Here is a 16,914-nt window from a genome sequence, read left to right on the forward strand (position 1 = left end):
CTGTACGTGAGGAACATCAGCAAGGTCGCGGCCGCCCTGATGGGCGCGACCCTTCTCATCGCGACTGCGGGGTGCGCGTCCGACCCCGCGCCGTCGGGGCAGACGCCCGCCTCCGACGACGCGCAGGCTCTGATCGAGGCCGCACAGGCCGAGGGCGAGCTCACCTTCTACGGCGATGCCAACGAGACGTCGCTGCAGGCGTGGACGCAGGGCTTCACCGAGCAGTACGGCATCGCCGTCAACATCCTGCGACTCCCCGGCAGCGAGCTGTTCCAGCGGTTCAGCCAGGAGATGTCGGCGTCGCAGCACCAGGCCGACGTGTTCAGCATCGCCGACCGCGTCTCGATGGAGACCGCCGTCGACTCGGGCTGGATCGCCGAGTACACGCCTGAGAACGCCGACCTGTATCCGGCGGAGCAGGCGGGAGCCGGCTACTTCTACCCGGTCCAGAACGGCTACTTCCAGACCGTCGCGTACAACCCGACGCTCCTGTCCGAAGACGAGATCGCCAAGATCGAGAAGGACCCGATCAAGGCCGCCGGCGACCCGGCGTTCAAGGGCCGCGTCGGCGTGAACATGCCGCAGTCCTCGCAGCAGGCCGCCGCGTTCTACTACCGCTTCGCCGAGGGCGACGCGGCCGACGAGTACGGCTGGGACGCGCTGCAGGCGATCGCCGACAACGACCCGCTGTTCTACAGCTCGGCGACGCTCGTGCAGAACCTCATCGCGGGCGAGTACGCGGTCGCCGTCGCCCTCACCGACAGCCTCGCCGCACCGCAGGCGCTGCAGGGCGCGCCGATCGAGTTCGTCTACCCGAAGGACACGACGGGCGGCTACTTCGCCGTGGGCGCCGTCGAGGACGCACCGCACCCCAACGCGGCGCGGCTGTTCATGGAGTGGGCGACCACGCCTGAGGCCAACGCCGCGTACACCGAGATCACGCAGACCGTGCCCGCCAACAGCGAGGTGCCGGACGAGCGCGAGATCGTGGACTTCGAGTGGTACCAGGCGCCCGACGTCGCCAACGTGTGGTTCGACTTCATCGGCGACGAGGAGTTCCTCAAGGCCTCGTCGGCCGACGGCGACTTCCTCTCGCACTGGAACGACGTCTTCGGGTACTCCGGATGACGATCCTCGATCGGGCTGAGCCCGTCGTCGACCAGCCGGACGGCACCGCGACCACCTCGGTCGCGGTGCCGCCCGCGGGTCGCCGCCGCGCCCTGTGGCGGCGACCGTCGGCGCTCGGCGTCGTCGTCTTCATCGTCCTGCTCGGTCTGGTCGCCGGGCCGGTCGCGATGGTGTTCGTCGGAGCGCTCCAGAGCTCCGCACCGGGCCTGCCGGACAACTCCTTCTCGCTCGACGCGATCTACCGCGTCTACTTCAGCGGCGAGTACTACGCGTCGCTGTTCGGCACGCTCGTCATGGCGGTCAGCGTCGCGGCGCTCGCGGTCGTGTTCGGCGGCCTCGCCGCATGGTTCCTCACCCGCGTGAACGTCCCGGGCCGCAAGATCTGGGAGTTCGGCCTCATCGTGCCGCTCTTCCTGTCGCCGTTCGTCGGCGCACTCGCCTGGATGATGCTCGCGGCGCCGAACTCCGGGATGATCAACGTCAACCTGCGGTGGATGCTGGGTCTCGGGCAGGACGCGGTCTTCGTGAACATCATGACGCTGCCGGGCGTCGTGTTCGTGATGCTGCTCTTCTACATTCCGTACGCGTACCTGTTCATCTCGTCCGCGCTCAAGAACATGGACCCGTCGCTCGAAGAGGCGTCGTACATGAACGGGCGCGGCACGTTCGCGACGGCGCTCAAGGTCACGCTGCCGATGATGCGTCCCGCGCTCGTGGCGTCGTTCTTCTTCGTCGCCGTGCTCGCGACCGGTGTGTTCGTCATCCCCGCGGTGCTCGGGCTCAACACGAGCTTCTCGCCGCTCGCGGTCGAGGTGTACCGCGCGATGACAGTCTTCCCGGCTCGCCCGCCCGTGGCGGCCGCGCTCGGCACGCTCCTGTTCTGGTTCACGCTCGGCGGCGTGTACCTCTACCGCCGCTCGGTGCGCAACGCGAACCGCTTCGTCACGGTGAGTGCCCGCGGCACGCGCCCCCGCCTCGTGAAGCTGCGCATCGGCCGTCACGTCGCGGCGGTGGTCTTCGCGATCTACGTGCTGCTCGCCGCCGTGCTGCCGTACCTCGTGCTCATCGTCATGTCGCTGTCGCCCTTCTCGATCACGGACTTCCGGCGGATGACGTTCTCGTTCGACGGGATCATCGAGGTGTGGAGCCGGCCGGACGTGTCGACCGCGTTCGTCAACACGATCTGGCTCGGCATCCTCGTGCCGACGCTCACCGTGCTCGTGGGTCTCGCCGTCGCCTACGTCGTCGTGCGCGAGCGCGGCCGGCTGGGTGCGATCGTCGACTACCTCGGCACGTTCCCCATCGCCGTCCCGGGCATCGTGTTCGCGACGGGCATCGTGTGGATGTACGTGCGCTCGCCGATCTACGCGACGATCGTGATCATCACGGTCGCGCTCATCGGCGCGTACATCCCGCAGGCGGCGCGCTTCGCGAGCGCCGGCCTCATCCAGGTCGACAAGTCCCTCGAGGAGGCGGCGCGCATGAACGGCGCAGGCAAGCTGCGCACGATCACGACCGTCACCTTCCCGCTGCTGCGGCCGGCGCTGCTGTCCGCGTGGACGCTCCTGTTCGTCTTCGCGACGCGCGAGGTGAACGAGGCCGTCATCCTGTCCGGGCCGAAGTCGCGACCGCTCGCGGTGCTCGCGTGGAACTACGTCGAGCAGGGATCGATCCGCAACGCGGCGGTGGTGGGCCTCTTCCTCACCGTCGTGATGGTGGTGGGGATCCTGTTCGCGCGATTCGTGCTGAGAGCCAAGCTCGACTCCTCCAATCTCTAGCGACTGTCCACAGTCGACGACCGAAGGAACACACAGTGAGCAACACCATCGAGGCGCCTGCGGGCGTCGCCGCATCCGCCGCCACCGGCCAAGGAGCCGCGCTGGTCGTGTCGGGCCTGCGGATCAAGTACGGCGAGGTCGAGGCCGTGAAGGGAATCGACTTCACGATCGCGCCGGGCGAGTTCCTGACCCTGCTGGGGCCATCCGGATGCGGCAAGACCACGACCCTGCGCTGCATCGCGGGCCTCGAGGCCCCGTCGGGCGGCACGATCACCCTCGACGGCGAGGTCATCGCGTCGGCGGACCGCCAGACGCCGCCCGAGAAGCGCGGAATCAACATGGTCTTCCAGTCGTACGCCGTGTGGCCGCACATGACGGTCGAGAAGAACGTCGGGTACGGGCTGAAGGGCATGAGCAAGAAGGACGCCGCGTCGCGGGTCGCCGAGGTGCTCGAGCTCGTCGGCCTCGCGCCCTATGCCAAGCGCTACGGCACGGAGCTGTCGGGCGGGCAGCAGCAGCGCGTCGCGCTCGCACGGGCGATCGTCACGCGACCGAAGCTCCTGCTTTTCGACGAGCCGCTGTCGAACCTCGACGCGGGGCTCCGCGAGCAGATGCGGTTCGAGCTCCTCGAGCTGCAGCGCACGGTCGGCGTCACGAGCGTCTACGTCACGCACGACCAGACCGAGGCGATGTCGATGTCCGACCGCGTGGCGCTCATGCGCGACGGCGTCATCGAACAGCTCGACGCCCCGCGTGAGATCTACCGCCGCCCCGCGACCGAGTTCGCCGCGAACTTCATCGGCCGCGCCAACCTCGTGCGCGGCACGGTCGACGCGGCGCGCACGTCTGTGCGGGCGGACGGGGTCGCGGTCGTCGCCGACGAGCCGTACGACGGCGAGGGCACGCACGTGACGGCCGTCTTCCGCTCCGAGAACGTCGTGATCGGCGCCGACGCCCACGCGTACGAGAACACGTGGACGGCCCGAGTCGAGCGCGTGGCCTTCCTCGGACGCCACATCGACGTCGCGCTGCGTCTGCCGAGCGGCGTGATCCGCGCCGAGGTGCCTGCCGACACGGACGTGCACGTGGGCGACGAGGTGACCGCGGGCGTCCGTGCGCGCGACGTGCACTTCGTCCCCGCCCAGGAGGGCTGACGTGCGCATCGCGCGGTACGAGACGCTGCACTGCGCCGCCGGCACTCGTGTGTGGGCGTTCCTCAAGCTCGAGACCGACGACGGCATCGTCGGCTGGGCGGAGTTCACCGACGGCGGCTACTCGTCGCGCGGGACGCACCAGGTGGTCGAGCGCCTCGCCGCGCTCGTCGTCGGGCAGGATCCGTCCAACACGAACCGGCTCGAGGCGATCCTGCGGTCGGCGACGCACGAGGCCGAGGAGGGCCTCAACCGGCGCGCGGCCGCGGCGATCCTGAACGCGAGCCTCGACATCCGGGCCAAGGCTCTCGGAGTGTCGGTGGCGACCCTCCTCGGAGGTGCGCTGCGCACGCGGCTGCCCGTCTACTGGTCGCACTGCGCGCTGGGCAGGATCCGGATGTCGCAGGCGGGCGTCCACCCGCCGGTCCGCTCCCTCGACGACATCACGGCGCTCGGCCGCGAGGTGCGCGAGCGCGGATTCACGGCGCTCAAGACCAACGTGATCCTGTTCGAGGACGGAGCGGCGAAGCTGTACCTGCCGCTGTGGGATCCGTACGGCGAGCCGTCGCTCGAGCTCGCGCACTCCACGATCGAAGGTGTCGCCGATCTCGTCGACGCGTTCCGCGAGGGCACCGGCGACGGCATCCAGATCTTCCTCGACACGGTGTGGACCGTGAAGGGCGAGGCGATCCCGCGCCTCGCGCGCCGACTGTCGCAGACGTCGCTCGACTGGCTCGAGGCCGACACGCACGACCCCGAGCAGCTGCTCGCCGCGCGCGGCAACGGCAAGCTCAAGATCGTGTCGGGCGAGGCGCTGTCCGGCGTGCGTGAGTACCGCCGCTTCTTCGATCGCCGTGCCATGGACATCGTCAAGGTCGATGTCGCCTGGAACGGCATGCCCGAGTCGAAGCGCATCGCCGATCTCGCCGCGTCGTACGACCTCAACGTCGCGCCGCACAACCCGATGAGCCACCTCATGACGCACATGAGCGCGCAGTTCGGTGCGACCCTGTCGAACTTCTCGATCCTCGAGGCCGACATCGACGGCGTTCCGTGGCGCGACGAGCTCGTGACGCCGCCGGTTATCGAGGACGGCGCGCTCGTGCTGTCGGATGCCCCGGGCTGGGGGTGCGAGGTGAACGAAGAGGCGATCCGCGCGCATCCGCCCACGTTCGAGGTCTGACGAGTCGGGTCGGAGAAGGAGACCGATGGCATCGGAAATCGTCGCGCTGAGCGCGCGTGTGCACACCTGGCGGTTCGGCGAGCGTCCGCGCGAGATCGGGACGGGGAGCATCCTGCGCCGCGACTTCGTGCTCGTGCGGGTCGAGCTCGCCGACGGCACGGTCGGCTACGGCGAGGCGTTCCACGGGCACGCCGGCACCGCCGTGGCCGAGATCGTCAACACGACGATGCAGGACGTCGTCGTCGGCCGCCGCTGCGACGAGATGCTCGCCGTGCGCGAGGAGACGCGCGAGCGGTTCCTCGCGGCGAGCGGCATGGGCGGCTTCGTCTTCGCGCTGAGCGGCATCGACATCGCGATGTGGGACGCGTACGGCAGGAGCGTCGGCGAGCCCGCATGGCGCCTTCTCGGCGGGATCGAGCCGGATGCGCCCGCCTACGCCGGCGGCTTCACGCTGGGCTACTCGACGCCCGAGCTGCTCGTCGCCGACCTCGTGAGCCTCGCCGAGCGCGGCTACCGGGCGGCGAAGGTGCGCGTCGGCGACGGGTTCGAGGCGGATGCCGCGCGCGTGCGCGCCGCGCGGGAGGCGCTCGGCGACGACTTCCGTCTCATGACCGACGCGAACCTGGGCCTGAACTACGACACGTCGCGCCTGGCGACCGTGCTGGGCGAGGTCGGCGCGGACTGGCTGGAAGAGCCGTACGTCCCGGGCCGTCGCGACGCGTTCGAGGCGCTCGCGGCACTGCGCCGCGTGCCGCTCGCCGCGGGTGAGAACATCTTCGGCGCGGACCCGTTCGCGGAGTGGATCGCCTCCGGCGCGATCCAGGTCGCCCAGCCCGATGTCAGTCGCGTGGGCGGCATCTCCGAAGCGATCCGCGTCGGCCACCTCGCGCAGGCGCACGGCGTGCGGTTCGTTCCGCACATCTCGCACACCGCCCTGAATCACGCGGCGACCCTCACCGCCATGTCGGCCGTCGGCTCGAAGGACTTCTTCGAGGCGGACCCGACCGCGGTGAACCCGTTCCGGCAGGACGTGATCTCGGGCGGCGTGGTCGTCGAGGACGGTCGGGCGCGCATGACGGATGCCCCGGGTCTCGGCGTCGCTGTGGACGAGGAGCGGCTGGCCGAGGAGTTCCGGGGCGAATCCGGCTCGCCGTGGCCGCGCGTGCGCCGCTGACGGCACGCGTCCGCGCGGCGGTCAGCCGACGGTGAAGACGTCCACCTCGTGCGCGGCGATCCACTCGTGGTCGAGCGGGGTGCCCAGGCCCGGACCGGTCGGCACGCCCACCGTCCCGTCCGCGTCCACCTCATCGAGCCGGTCCTGGTAGTCCAGGAAGAACGGCGGAGTGATCTCGTTGAGGCTCGGGGCGACGAGGCCCATCTCGTAGAAGTTCGAGTTGCGCAGCGCCGACATGATGTGCCGGTGCACGGGGCTCGTCGCGTGCAGCTCGACGTCGATGCCGAGCGACTCCGCAGCGTGGGCGATCTTGAGCACGCCCGTCACCCCGCCGTCGAGGCCCGCGTCGGCACGCATGAAGTCGGTGCCGCCGGCGAGCACGTTGTCGACGTGCGCCTGCAGGCCGCGGATGTGCTCGCCCTGCAGGAAGGGAGTCTTCAGCATCTCGCGCAGCTTGCGGTACGCGAACGCCGACGTTCCGCCCTCCATGCCGGGGTCTTCGAACCAGTAGTAGCCCGCCTCGTCGAGCGCGCGCCCGACCGTGAGGATGTCGCCGAACGTGTGGTAGGCGCCGGAGGGATCGAGCATGAGGGCGATGTCGGGTCCGACCGCCTCGCGCACCGCGTACACGAGATCGATCTCGCGGCGGATGTCCCCGTCGTTCCAGCCGTGCAGTTTGACGGCCCGATAGCCGAGCGAGACGCAGTGCTTCGCGAACTCGGCGTACTTCTCGGGCGTGCCGAGCGGGCCCGTGCCGGCGTCGTCGCCGAACAGCGTCGAGGCGTAGGCCGGCAGGCGCTTGCGGTAGCCGCCGAGCAGCTCCCACAGGGGCGCGCCGTAGGCCTTGCCCGCGATGTCCCACAGGGCGCAGTCGAGCGGACCCAGGCCGAGCTGGTCGTACTTGCGCCACACGCGCCGCAGCTCGTTCCAGATGCGCTCTCGCTCCGTCGCGTCCTGCCCGATGAGCCACCCGGCGACGGAGCGGATGTGGTCTGCGGCGTGTCCGTTGATTCCGGTGGTCCACGTGTACTCGCCTGTGACGCCGGCGTCGGTGAGGATCTCGAGCACGTAACCGGTCTGCGGCGTGACGCCTCCGTCGTACGCGGTGGGGTAGAAGCCCGCCTCCTGGCGGCGCCCCTGCGCCTCCCACGAGAGCCGGCGGATCGTCACGGATCGGATGCGCTGTTCTGCCACGTGGCCATCCTCTCTTCGGGCGCGCGGCGCGACGACGTGCCGTCCCGCTCTGCGGACCGCGCGGCGCCCGCGTCAGGCGGCCGCGCGCGGAGTGCCGAGCGCGTGCGACAGCGCCTGCGCGGACGCCAGCACGACACCGGAGAAGCTCCGTGCCTGGCTGCGCGACGTCGCCCCCGTGACCGAGATCGCCCCCACGACGCGTCCCGTTCGTGCGAAGATCGGCGCCGCGACGCAGAACAGCCCGAGCCGGGACTCCTCGAAGTCGTACGCCACGCGCGACTGGCGCGCCCCCGCGATCTCCCGGCGCAGCGTGCTCGGGTCGGTGATCGTCTTCGGCGTGAGGGGCGTCAGCGGTCCCTCCAGCACCGAGTCGACGAACGTCGGGCTGCTGTGGGCGAGGATCGCCTTCCCCAATGCCGTGCAGTGCATCGGGAGCCGGCCGCCCACGCGCGAGTGGGGGACCTTCAGGTCGCGACTGGTGATCTTCTCGAGGTAGATGATCTCGCTTCCCTCGCGCACCGCGAGGTTCGACGTGAGCTGCGTGATGGCGTTGAGCGAGTGCGCGAACGGGATCGCGATCTCGCGGAGCCGGCTGTGGTCGGGGACGAGGTGGCCGAGCTCGAAGAGCCGCACGCCGAGGCGGACGCCGCGCCGGCCCTTCTCGAGCGCTCCCCACTTCAGCAGGTCGCCGACAAGGCGGTGGGTCGTCGACTTCGGCATGCCGGTGCGACGAGCCATCTCGCTGATCGACATCTCGCTGTCCTCGGGCGTGAACAGCTCGAGCAGGCTGAGTCCGCGGGACAGCGAGGACTCCGTCTCGGTACGCGCTTCGGCCATGGTTCCTCCTTGCGAATCCGAGCATTATTGCCCGGATATCGGGACGCGCCGAGTGGCGCTTCCACTGAACGGGCGTCCTGCATCGCGGGACGCTCCCTTCGGCGGCCCGCGTGGATGTGGTGGCATTTCGAAGGCGGAAGCGCTGAGAGGAGACCCATGACCCGGGACACGGACGTACGACACGTCGACGCGACGACGGCGATCGAGGTGGCGTGCGACGCGCTCGTGGCCGCGGGGTCCGATCCGCATCCGGCTCGTCTGCAGGCCGAGCATCTCGTCGAGGCCGAGCTGCGCGGTCACCCGTCGCACGGCCTCCGGCGCCTGCCGATCCTCGTCGGCCGCATCCGCGCCGGCCTGCTCGATCCGAACGCCGAGCCGACGTTCGCATGGGGCGCGTCGGCCGCGCTGAGCGTGGACGGCAACCTCGGGTTCGGTCCGGTGGTCGCATATCGCACGATCGACGAGCTGCTGCGGCGCGTCGCGCAGACGGGCGTCGCGGTCGCGGCGCTGCGCCGCACGCACCACCTCGGCATGCTCGCCCCGTACGTCGAGCGCTTGGGGGGCCGCGGATGCATCGGGCTCGCGCTCTCGTCGACCGAGGGGCTCGTCCACCCGTGGGGCGGTGCAGGACCCCTCCTCGGCACGAACCCCCTCGGGGCATCCGTTCCCGCGCGAGACGGCGGCATCGTGCTCGACATGTCGACGGGCGCCGTATCGGCGGGCAAGATCCTCGACTACGCCGAGCGCGGCCTGCCGCTGCCGGAGGGGTGGGCGGTCGACGCCGACGGTCATCCCACGACGGATGCGGATGCCGCGACCCGCGGCTCGATCTCGCCGTTCGGCGGCGGCAAGGGCTACGCCCTCGGGCTGACGCTCGGGGCCATCGTCGGCGCGCTCACGGGCACGGCGTACGGCCCGAAGGTGCGCGGGACCCTCGACGCATCGCATATCGTGACCAAGGGCGACGTCTTCGTGGCGATCGACGTCGAGGCGTTCGGCCAGCCGGCCGACTCGCCGGAGCTGGCGGCATACCTCGACCTCATCCGCGCGAGCGGCGCCGACGGCGGCGCGGTCGACGTGCCCGGCGATCGTGCACGACGGGCGCGGCGCAGCGCGGAGGAGAGCGGGTTCGACGTGACCGAAGACGTCTGGTCGACGATCGTGGGGCTCGCCAGTGAAGCAGGCATCGGAGTGAAAGCAGGTCATCGTCCATGAGCGAGCACATCGGTCTTCTCCGCCTCCCTCGGGAGGTGAGGTTCGGGTTCGGGGCGCGCCGCGCGGTCGCGGGGCTCGCCGCAGGGTTCGGCGAACGCGTCGCGTTCGTCGTCGATCCCTTCCTCGCCGAGACCGACGACTTCCGTGCCGTGCTCGCCGAGACGCACGATCGCGGATGCCGCACCGAGGTGATCGCCGACGTGCCGCCCGAGCTTCCGGTGGGCGCCGTGCAGGACGCCGCCGAGGCGCTGCGCCCGTTCGGCGCCGACGTCATCGTGGGCTACGGCGGCGGCAGCGCGCTCGACGCGGCGAAGCTCGTGTCGCTCCTGCTGGCGCATCCGGCACCGCTCGACCGGTACTACGGGGAGAACGCCGTGCCGGGTCCCGTGACCCCGCTCGTCGCCGTGCCGACGACAGCCGGCACGGGAAGCGAGGTGACCCCGGTCGCCGTGGTGTCGGATCCGTCGCGCGCCGTCAAGGTCGGCATCTCGAGCCCCCACCTCATCCCGGCGATCGCGGTCGTCGACCCCGAGCTGACGATGTCGGCGCCGGCGGGCGTGACCGCGTACGCCGGCATCGACGCGTTCGTGCACGCGGTGGAGTCGTTCACGGCGGCACCGCTCGCCGACGTCGGCGCCGAGCGGCTTCCGGTCTTCGTCGGCCGTGACGTGCTGACCGAGCCGCTCTCGCTCGAGGCGGCGCGGCTCATCCACCGGTCTCTCCCGGTCGCGATCGCGAACCCGGGAGACCGGCGCGCGCGCGAGGAGATGTCCCGTGCCAGCCTGCTCGCCGGCATGGCCTTCGGCTCCGCGGGGACCCACATCAGCCACGCCGTGCAGTACCCGATCGGCGCGCTGACCCACACGCCGCACGGTCTCGGGACGGGAATGCTCCTGCCGTACGTGCTGCAGGCGTTCCTCCCCGCGATCCCCGACCGGCTCGCGGTGCTCGGCGAGGCGCTCGGACTCGACGCCGCCGGCGATGAGCGAGCCCGCGCCCAGGCGACCGTCGATGCGATCGCCGACCTGTGCGCGCGCATCGGGCTTCCGACATCGCTCGCCGAGCTCGGCGTCTCGCACGCCGACCGCGAGCAGGTCGTAACGCTGTCGCTGCAGGCGCGGCGGCTCGTCGACATCGCCCCGCAGCCCGTGGACGAGCAGCTCATGGGAGCGATCTTCGACGCCGCGTTCGCCGGCGATCGCTCGCGCCTCTCCGATGTCATCGTCGACATGCGTCCCTGAACCGAAACGAAGGACCGCTCATGACCCAGCTCGCAGAAACCGAACTCCAGTACGCCCGGCTCTTCATCGACGGGGAATGGCGGGACGGGGGATCCGGCCAGACGTTCCCGGTGATCGATCCGGCGACCGGCGAGGTGCTCGCACAGTTCCCGGTCGCCACGTCGGAGGACTGCACCGCGGCCGTCGATGCGGCCGCCGACGCGTTCCCGTCGTGGTCGCAGACGAGCCCGCGCCACCGATCCGAGATCCTCTATCGGGCGTTCGAGATCCTGCGCGCCGAGCGCGAGATCTTCGCCCGCATCATGGTCCGCGAGAACGGGAAGGCGTGGCCGGATGCCATCGCCGAGGCGAACTACGCGATGGAGTTCTTCCGGTGGTTCGCCGAGGAGGCGGTCCGCGTCCCCGGCGACTTCCGCCTCTCGCCCGCCGGCGACAAGCGCATCGTGGTCGCGCGCCAGCCGACCGGCGTGGCGCTGCTGATCACACCGTGGAACTTCCCCGCGGCGATGGCGACGCGCAAGCTCGGCCCCGCCCTCGCGGCCGGCTGCACGACGGTGCTCAAGCCCGCGCGCGAGACACCGCTCACCGCTGCCTACATCGTCGACGTGCTGGGGAGGGCCGGCGTCCCGCGCGGCGTCGTGAACCTCGTCACGCCGGTGCCCACTGGGCCGCTCGTGGCCGAGATGATCGCGCATCCGGCGGTGCGCAAGCTGTCGTTCACGGGCTCGACGGAGGTCGGCCGCGACCTGCTGCGGGAGTGCGCCGACTCGATCGTGAGCACCTCGATGGAGCTCGGCGGCAACGCACCCGTCATCGTCCTGCCCGGAGCCGATCTCGACAAGGCGGTCGAGGGCGCGATGCTCGCGAAGATGCGCAACGGCGGCTCGGCCTGCACCGCGGCGAACCGCTTCTACGTGCACTCGAGCGTCAAGGACGAGTTCGTGCGCCGCATGACGGCGCAGCTCGAGGATGTGCGCACCGGCTCGGGCCTCGACTCGACCAACACCCTCGGCGCGCTCGTGTCGGTCGGCGAGCGCGACAAGGTCGCACAGCTCGTCGAGACGGCCGTCGCGGAGGGCGCGAGCGTCGTCACGGGCGGCACGTCGTCGCCGGAGGGGGCGTTCTACGCGCCGACGCTGCTGGACGGCGTGCGCCACGGCGACACGATCACGCGCACCGAGATCTTCGGACCCGTGACCGCTGTCGTGTCGTATGACGACGTCGACCGCGCCGTCGAGATGGCGAACGACACCGAGTACGGGCTCGTCGGCTACGTCTTCGGGCCCGAGGCCGACGCACTTCGCGTCGCGCTGAGGCTCGAGACGGGCATGGTCGCGGTGAACCGAGGCGTGTTGAGCGATCCTGCCGCTCCATTCGGCGGGGCGAAGCAGAGCGGGCTCGGCCGCGAGGGAAGCTCCGAGGGCATCCTCGAATACCTCGAGGAGAAGTACATCGCCCTCGACGTGTGACGGCCGCCGGGTGCCGTAACGAAGAACCGGCGGATGCCGCATCCGCACTACCGTCGAATCGTGACGGACCTTCGCGACACCCTCGGAATCGACGCCCCGATCGTCCTCGGGCCGTTCGGCGGGCTCTCGTCGATCGCGCTCACGGCGGCGGTGAGCGAGCTCGGCGGACTCGGCTCGTACGGGCTGTACGGCTATTCGCCCGAGCGGATCCGCGACACGATCGCGGCACTGCGTGAGCGCACGGCCAAGCCGTTCGCGGTGAACGTGTGGCTCTCGACGGGCGACGAGGTCACGCCCGCAGAAGTAGACCTCGGCCCGCGCATCGCCGACCTCGCGCCGCTGTTCGAGGAGCTCGGCCTGCCGCTGCCGACACCGCCGGCGGCATTCCTCCCCGACCTCTCGGCGCAGCTCGACGCGGTGCTCGATGCGGCGCCGGCGGTGCTGAGCGTCGTCTACGGCGTGCCGAGCGGCGAGCTCGTCGAGGGGGCGCGGGAGCGCGGCATCCGTCTCATCGGCACCGCCACCACCGTCGCCGAGGCGGTCGCGCTCGACGAAGCGGGCGTGGACGCAATCGTCGCGACAGGCGCCGAGGCGGCGGGGCACCGCGTGTCGTTCCTCGCCCCGGCGGAGGAGTCGCTCGTCGGCACGTTCGCTCTCGTGCCGCAGGTGGTCGACGCCGTGCGCCGGCCCGTCATCGCGGCGGGCGGCGTCGCCGACCGGAGGGGCGTCGCGGCTGCCCTCGCGCTCGGCGCGTCGGGCGTACAGGTCGGCACGGCGTTCCTTCGCACCCAGGAGTCCGCGGCACCGCCGTCGCACCGGAAGGCGATCGCAGAGGCGACCGACACGACGACCGTGCTCACGCGCGCGATGAGCGGGCGGCTCGCGCGCGGCATCCCGAATCGGGCGATGCGGATGCTGGGCGAAGCGGAGGTTCTCCCGTTCCCCGCGCAGAACTGGATCAGCGGGCAGTTCCGAGCGGAGGCGGGGCGTCGCGACATCGGCGACCTCGTGTCGCTGTGGGCGGGGCAGTCCGCCCCGCTCGCGCGGCGGCAGACGGCGGCCGAGGTGTTCGCCGAGCTGCTCGCGGGACTCCCGGACTGACCGCAGGGCGGGTCACTCGGTCGGGAGCACGTCGAACCCGCGCGAGCCGGTGGGTGCGGCATCCGTCACGCTCGCTTCGCGCACGTGGGAGCCGGGCGGCCCTTCGGCCATCCACGCGACCACTTCGTCGACCTGCTCGGGCGTGCCCTCGATCTCGGCCTCCACGCTCCCGTCGCGCCTGTTGCGCACCCACCCGCTCACGCCGGCGTCGCGCGCGACCATGCGCATCGTGTAGCGATAGCCGACGCCCTGGACCTCGCCCCGGACGACCACGTGCACGCGCTTCATTCCTCCATGGTGCCGTGACGCGGCCCCTGCGCACGAGGTCCACGGGGTGGCAGGATGCCCGCATGGGCACCGTCGACGATTACCTCGCGTCCTTGGACCCCGCCGACCGCGAGGTCATCGCGCACGTCTTCGACGTCGTGCGCGAGACGATCCCCGACGTCGAGCAGGGTACGAGCTACGGCATGCCGGCGCTCTTGTATCGCGGCAAGGCGCTCATCTCCGTCATGCGCACGAAGAAGCACATCGGCGTCTATCCCTTCAGCGGTCTCGTGCCGGAGCGCATCGCGCCGGCTCTCGAGGGGATCGAGCACGACAAGGGCACGATCCGCTTCCAGCCCGAGGATCCGCTGCCCGACGACACGATCCGCGCGATCGTCGAGGCACGGCGGGCCGAGATCGAGGATCCGTCGCTCAGGCAGGCAGCACGAGGCTGATCGCGATCGCGAACATCACCACCGCGATCACGCCGTCGAGGATTCGCCACGCGCGCGGCGTCGAGAGCCACCGGCTGAGGAAGCGCGCGCCGAGCGCGAGGCCGAAGAACCACAGCACGCTCGCGGCCATCGCCCCGACGGCGAAGACCCAGCGTCCGTCGCCGTGCGTGTTGGCGACGGAGCCGAGAAGGAACACGGTGTCGAGATACACGTGCGGGTTGAGCCACGTGAGCGCGAGGCAAGTGAGCACGACGGTGACGAGGCGCGTGCGGGGCTTCGTGGCGGTGGCGGTGCCGGATGAGCCGGGCGCGGCCGGCTCGGCGGGGGCATCCGTCTCGGCCCGCGCGTCGAGCACCTGACCGCTCGGCTTGAGCGCTCGCCGAAGCGCGAGGATCCCGTACCCGGTGAGGAAGAGGGCGCCCGCCCAGCGGACGACGTCGACCACCCACGGCACCGCGAGCAGCACGAGACCGACACCCGAGACTCCGAGGGCGATGAGGACGGCGTCGGATGCCGCGCAGATCGCCGCGACGACGAGCACGTGCTCGCGGCGGAGTCCCTGGCGCAGCACGAAGAGGTTCTGCGCGCCGATGGCGACGATGAGCGAGAGGCCGAGGCCGAATCCCGCGAGGGCGGAAGGGATCACGCGTACGACGCTAGGGCGCGGCGTGTACCGAAGAACAGCTCAGGATTCTTCAGGACCATTAGCATGTCTTACGTGAGGATCCCGCTCGAACTCGCGGAGACCGTCGCCGCCGTCGTGGATGAGGGCACGCTCGATGCGGCCGCGCGTCGCCTGTACATCACGCCGTCCGCGGTGAGCCAGCGCATCAAGTCCCTCGAGGAGCAGCTCGGTCGCACCGTCCTCGTGCGATCGAAGCCGGTGAGGGCGACGGATGCCGGGGCCGCCGTCGTGCGGCTCGCACGACAGCTCGCGCTGCTGGAGCACGACGTCCTCGCCGAACTGGGCGTGGGTGACGAGGGCTCGGGCGCACTCGTGTCGGTGCCGCTCGCGGTCAACGCCGACTCGCTCGCGACCTGGTTCCTGCCCCCGCTCGCCCGGTTGAGCGAGCGGCTGCCCGTCGTGTTCGAGCTGCATCGCGACGACCAGGACTTCACGACCGGGCTGCTCGAGTCGGGAACCGTGATGGGTGCGGTGACCTCGCGCGCGACACCGGTGGCCGGATGCCGCGTCAGCACCCTCGGCACCATGCGGTACGAGGCGGTCGCGACTCCGGAGTATCTCGCGCGGTGGCTGCCCGCCGGCGCCGACGCCGCCGCGCTCGCGGTCGCGCCCGTAGTCGAGTTCGATCGCCGCGACGACCTCCAGTCGCGATGGCTCACGGCACGGGGCGTCGACTCCTCCGCTCCGCCCCGCCACTACGTGCCGGCGTCGAACGACTTCGCCACCGCGATCAAGCTCGGACTCGGGTGGGGACTGCTGCCGCGGTTCCAGTCGGCCGAGGCGCTCGAGTCGGGCGCGCTCGCTCCGCTCGGCGGCCCGCCGATCGACGTCGCCCTGCACTGGCAGCAGTGGAACCTGCGCTCGCCCCTGCTCGACGCGGTCGCGGACGAAATCGTGGCGGAGGGGAGGCGTGTGCTGGGGCCTGGTCCATCGCACTGATCCGCCCCGAACACCTCAGATGCGGCGGAGGCTCAGTCGTCGCTGATGCGCAGCACGACCTTGCCCCGCGTGTGACCGCGCTCCAGCTCGGTGTGGGCGTCCGCGGCATCCGCGAGATCGAACACGCGGTCGACATAGACCTGCACCGCGCCCGACTCGAGCAGACGCGCGATCGTGGCGAGTGCAACCCCGTCGGGGACGACTTTGTACGACGTCGCGCGCACGCCCGCCTCGGCGGCGGCTTCCGCGTAGCCCGGCCATGCGCCGGTCGGCACCATGACGTACAGGCCGCCCGGACGAAGCACCCCGAGTGAGCGCGTGCCGGTGCTGTCGTGCACGTTGCCGACGAGGTCGATCACGACGTCGACGTCTCCCACGACCTCTTCGAAGCGCGTGGTGGTGTAGTCGATGACGACGGATGCCCCGAGCTCACGCAGCCACGAGGCGTTGCGCCCGGAGCCGGTCGCCGTCACGTGCGCGCCGAAGTACGCCGCGAACTGCACCGCGAAGTGCCCGACGCCCCCGCTCCCGGCGTGGATGAGGATGCGCTGCCCCTCGTGGGCGTGCGCCGTCTCGACGATGAGTCCCCACGCGGTCAGCGCCGCGAGCGGCACGCCCGCCGCCTCGACGTGCGACAGCGACGGCGGCTTGCGGGCGACCGACAGGGTCGGAACGACGGTGTACTCCGCGTAGGTGCCGGTCGTGCGGGGGAACGCCGCCATGCCGAACACTTCCATCCCCGGCTGCAGCGGGTGCGACTCGTACGGCGACTTCACGACGACGCCGCTGAAGTCGTAACCGAGGATCGCGGGATAGGCCTCGATCGCCGACGTGGCGCCCTTGCCCGCGCGCGTCTTCGCGTCGATGGGGTTCACGCCCGCCGCGACGACGCGCACGAGGAGCTCGCTGAGGACGGGAGTGGGAACGGGGGCGGATGCCGTGCGCAGCGCGTCGGCCGGACCGGGGGCGTCGTACACCACCGCGCGCATGTCCTCGGGCGGGTCGGGGACCGGCAGGGGAGGGGCATCCGGGACCGAGGCGGTTCGCAATGGCCGGAATCTCATCGGTCGCTCCTTCCGTTGAGAGTGCGGCACAAG

16 protein-coding genes are annotated in these 16,914 nt (G+C 71.0%); 11 read left to right on the plus strand and 5 right to left on the minus strand.

The window, feature by feature from the left end; all coding sequences use genetic code 11:
- Nucleotides 1–6: 6 nt before the first annotated feature.
- Genes VNR19_RS09960 through VNR19_RS09980 form a run of 5 tightly spaced genes read left to right on the plus strand, consistent with a single transcriptional unit; the run spans nucleotide 7 to nucleotide 6,414 of the window.
- Nucleotides 7–1,128, plus strand: coding sequence for an ABC transporter substrate-binding protein (locus VNR19_RS09960; protein WP_325726308.1), 1,122 nt, complete (start codon nucleotides 7–9; stop codon nucleotides 1,126–1,128).
- Entirely contained in the window at nucleotides 1,125–2,906 is a 1,782-nt protein-coding gene (locus VNR19_RS09965; RefSeq protein ID WP_325726310.1) for an ABC transporter permease, read from the plus strand. Before VNR19_RS09960 ends, VNR19_RS09965 begins: the two co-directional genes overlap by 4 nt.
- A 35-nt stretch (nucleotides 2,907–2,941) precedes the next feature.
- Complete coding sequence (locus tag VNR19_RS09970; RefSeq protein WP_325726312.1) at nucleotides 2,942–4,060, plus strand: ABC transporter ATP-binding protein; 1,119 nt, start codon at nucleotides 2,942–2,944, stop codon at nucleotides 4,058–4,060.
- 1 nt (nucleotide 4,061) lies between these two features.
- Nucleotides 4,062–5,240, plus strand: coding sequence for a mandelate racemase/muconate lactonizing enzyme family protein (locus VNR19_RS09975; protein ID WP_325726314.1), 1,179 nt, complete (start codon nucleotides 4,062–4,064; stop codon nucleotides 5,238–5,240).
- A 25-nt stretch (nucleotides 5,241–5,265) separates the two neighbouring features.
- A complete protein-coding gene (locus tag VNR19_RS09980; RefSeq protein WP_325726316.1) occupies nucleotides 5,266–6,414 on the plus strand; it encodes a mandelate racemase/muconate lactonizing enzyme family protein in 1,149 nt (382 codons plus the stop codon).
- Nucleotides 6,415–6,435: 21 nt separating this feature from the next.
- On the opposite strand, the gene VNR19_RS09985 is transcribed toward VNR19_RS09980, so the two are convergent.
- Both VNR19_RS09985 and VNR19_RS09990 read right to left on the minus strand, forming a co-directional pair.
- The gene (locus VNR19_RS09985; protein WP_325726318.1) at nucleotides 6,436–7,608 is read right to left on the minus strand and encodes an enolase C-terminal domain-like protein; all 1,173 of its coding nucleotides are present in this window, start codon (nucleotides 7,606–7,608) and stop codon (nucleotides 6,436–6,438) included.
- A gap of 72 nt (nucleotides 7,609–7,680) precedes the next feature.
- A complete protein-coding gene (locus VNR19_RS09990) occupies nucleotides 7,681–8,445 on the minus strand; it encodes an IclR family transcriptional regulator (protein ID WP_325726320.1) in 765 nt (254 codons plus the stop codon).
- A 156-nt stretch (nucleotides 8,446–8,601) separates the two neighbouring features.
- Between VNR19_RS09990 and VNR19_RS09995 the strand changes: the two genes are divergently transcribed.
- From VNR19_RS09995 to VNR19_RS10010, 4 genes are read left to right on the plus strand one after another with little or no spacing between them, the layout of a single operon-like run.
- Nucleotides 8,602–9,660: an Ldh family oxidoreductase gene (locus VNR19_RS09995; protein ID WP_325726322.1), complete on the plus strand. Its 1,059-nt coding sequence runs from the start codon at nucleotides 8,602–8,604 to the stop codon at nucleotides 9,658–9,660.
- Nucleotides 9,657–10,901 (plus strand): iron-containing alcohol dehydrogenase, encoded by a 1,245-nt coding sequence (locus tag VNR19_RS10000; RefSeq protein ID WP_325726324.1) that lies wholly within the window; start codon nucleotides 9,657–9,659, stop codon nucleotides 10,899–10,901. The genes VNR19_RS09995 and VNR19_RS10000 overlap by 4 nt, the downstream gene beginning before the upstream one ends.
- Before the next feature lie 20 nt (nucleotides 10,902–10,921).
- Nucleotides 10,922–12,370, plus strand: coding sequence for an NAD-dependent succinate-semialdehyde dehydrogenase (locus VNR19_RS10005; protein ID WP_325726326.1), 1,449 nt, complete (start codon nucleotides 10,922–10,924; stop codon nucleotides 12,368–12,370).
- A 33-nt stretch (nucleotides 12,371–12,403) separates the two neighbouring features.
- Nucleotides 12,404–13,471: an NAD(P)H-dependent flavin oxidoreductase gene (locus VNR19_RS10010; RefSeq protein ID WP_325726328.1), complete on the plus strand. Its 1,068-nt coding sequence runs from the start codon at nucleotides 12,404–12,406 to the stop codon at nucleotides 13,469–13,471.
- A 12-nt stretch (nucleotides 13,472–13,483) separates the two neighbouring features.
- Here VNR19_RS10010 and VNR19_RS10015 read toward each other — a convergent pair whose 3' ends face one another.
- Nucleotides 13,484–13,759: an acylphosphatase gene (locus VNR19_RS10015; RefSeq protein WP_325726330.1), complete on the minus strand. Its 276-nt coding sequence runs from the start codon at nucleotides 13,757–13,759 to the stop codon at nucleotides 13,484–13,486.
- Nucleotides 13,760–13,821: 62 nt separating this feature from the next.
- Between VNR19_RS10015 and VNR19_RS10020 the strand changes: the two genes are divergently transcribed.
- The gene (locus VNR19_RS10020; protein ID WP_325726332.1) at nucleotides 13,822–14,193 is read left to right on the plus strand and encodes an iron chaperone; all 372 of its coding nucleotides are present in this window, start codon (nucleotides 13,822–13,824) and stop codon (nucleotides 14,191–14,193) included.
- Here the strand turns inward: VNR19_RS10020 and VNR19_RS10025 are convergent.
- Nucleotides 14,171–14,836, minus strand: a complete 666-nt coding sequence (locus tag VNR19_RS10025) for a LysE/ArgO family amino acid transporter (RefSeq protein WP_325726500.1) — start codon at nucleotides 14,834–14,836, stop codon at nucleotides 14,171–14,173. The genes VNR19_RS10020 and VNR19_RS10025 overlap by 23 nt on opposite strands.
- 75 nt (nucleotides 14,837–14,911) lie before the next feature.
- Here VNR19_RS10025 and VNR19_RS10030 point away from each other — a divergent pair, with 75 nt between their 5' ends.
- Nucleotides 14,912–15,817, plus strand: a complete 906-nt coding sequence (locus VNR19_RS10030; RefSeq protein ID WP_414684143.1) for a LysR family transcriptional regulator ArgP — start codon at nucleotides 14,912–14,914, stop codon at nucleotides 15,815–15,817.
- A gap of 32 nt (nucleotides 15,818–15,849) precedes the next feature.
- Here the strand turns inward: VNR19_RS10030 and VNR19_RS10035 are convergent, their stop codons facing one another.
- Nucleotides 15,850–16,881, minus strand: a complete 1,032-nt coding sequence (locus VNR19_RS10035) for an NADP-dependent oxidoreductase (RefSeq protein ID WP_325726335.1) — start codon at nucleotides 16,879–16,881, stop codon at nucleotides 15,850–15,852.
- Nucleotides 16,882–16,914: the final 33 nt, after the last annotated feature.

The sequence above is a fragment of the Microbacterium sp. genome, assembly GCF_035556355.1.
Classification (GTDB): Bacteria; Actinomycetota; Actinomycetes; order Actinomycetales; family Microbacteriaceae; genus Microbacterium.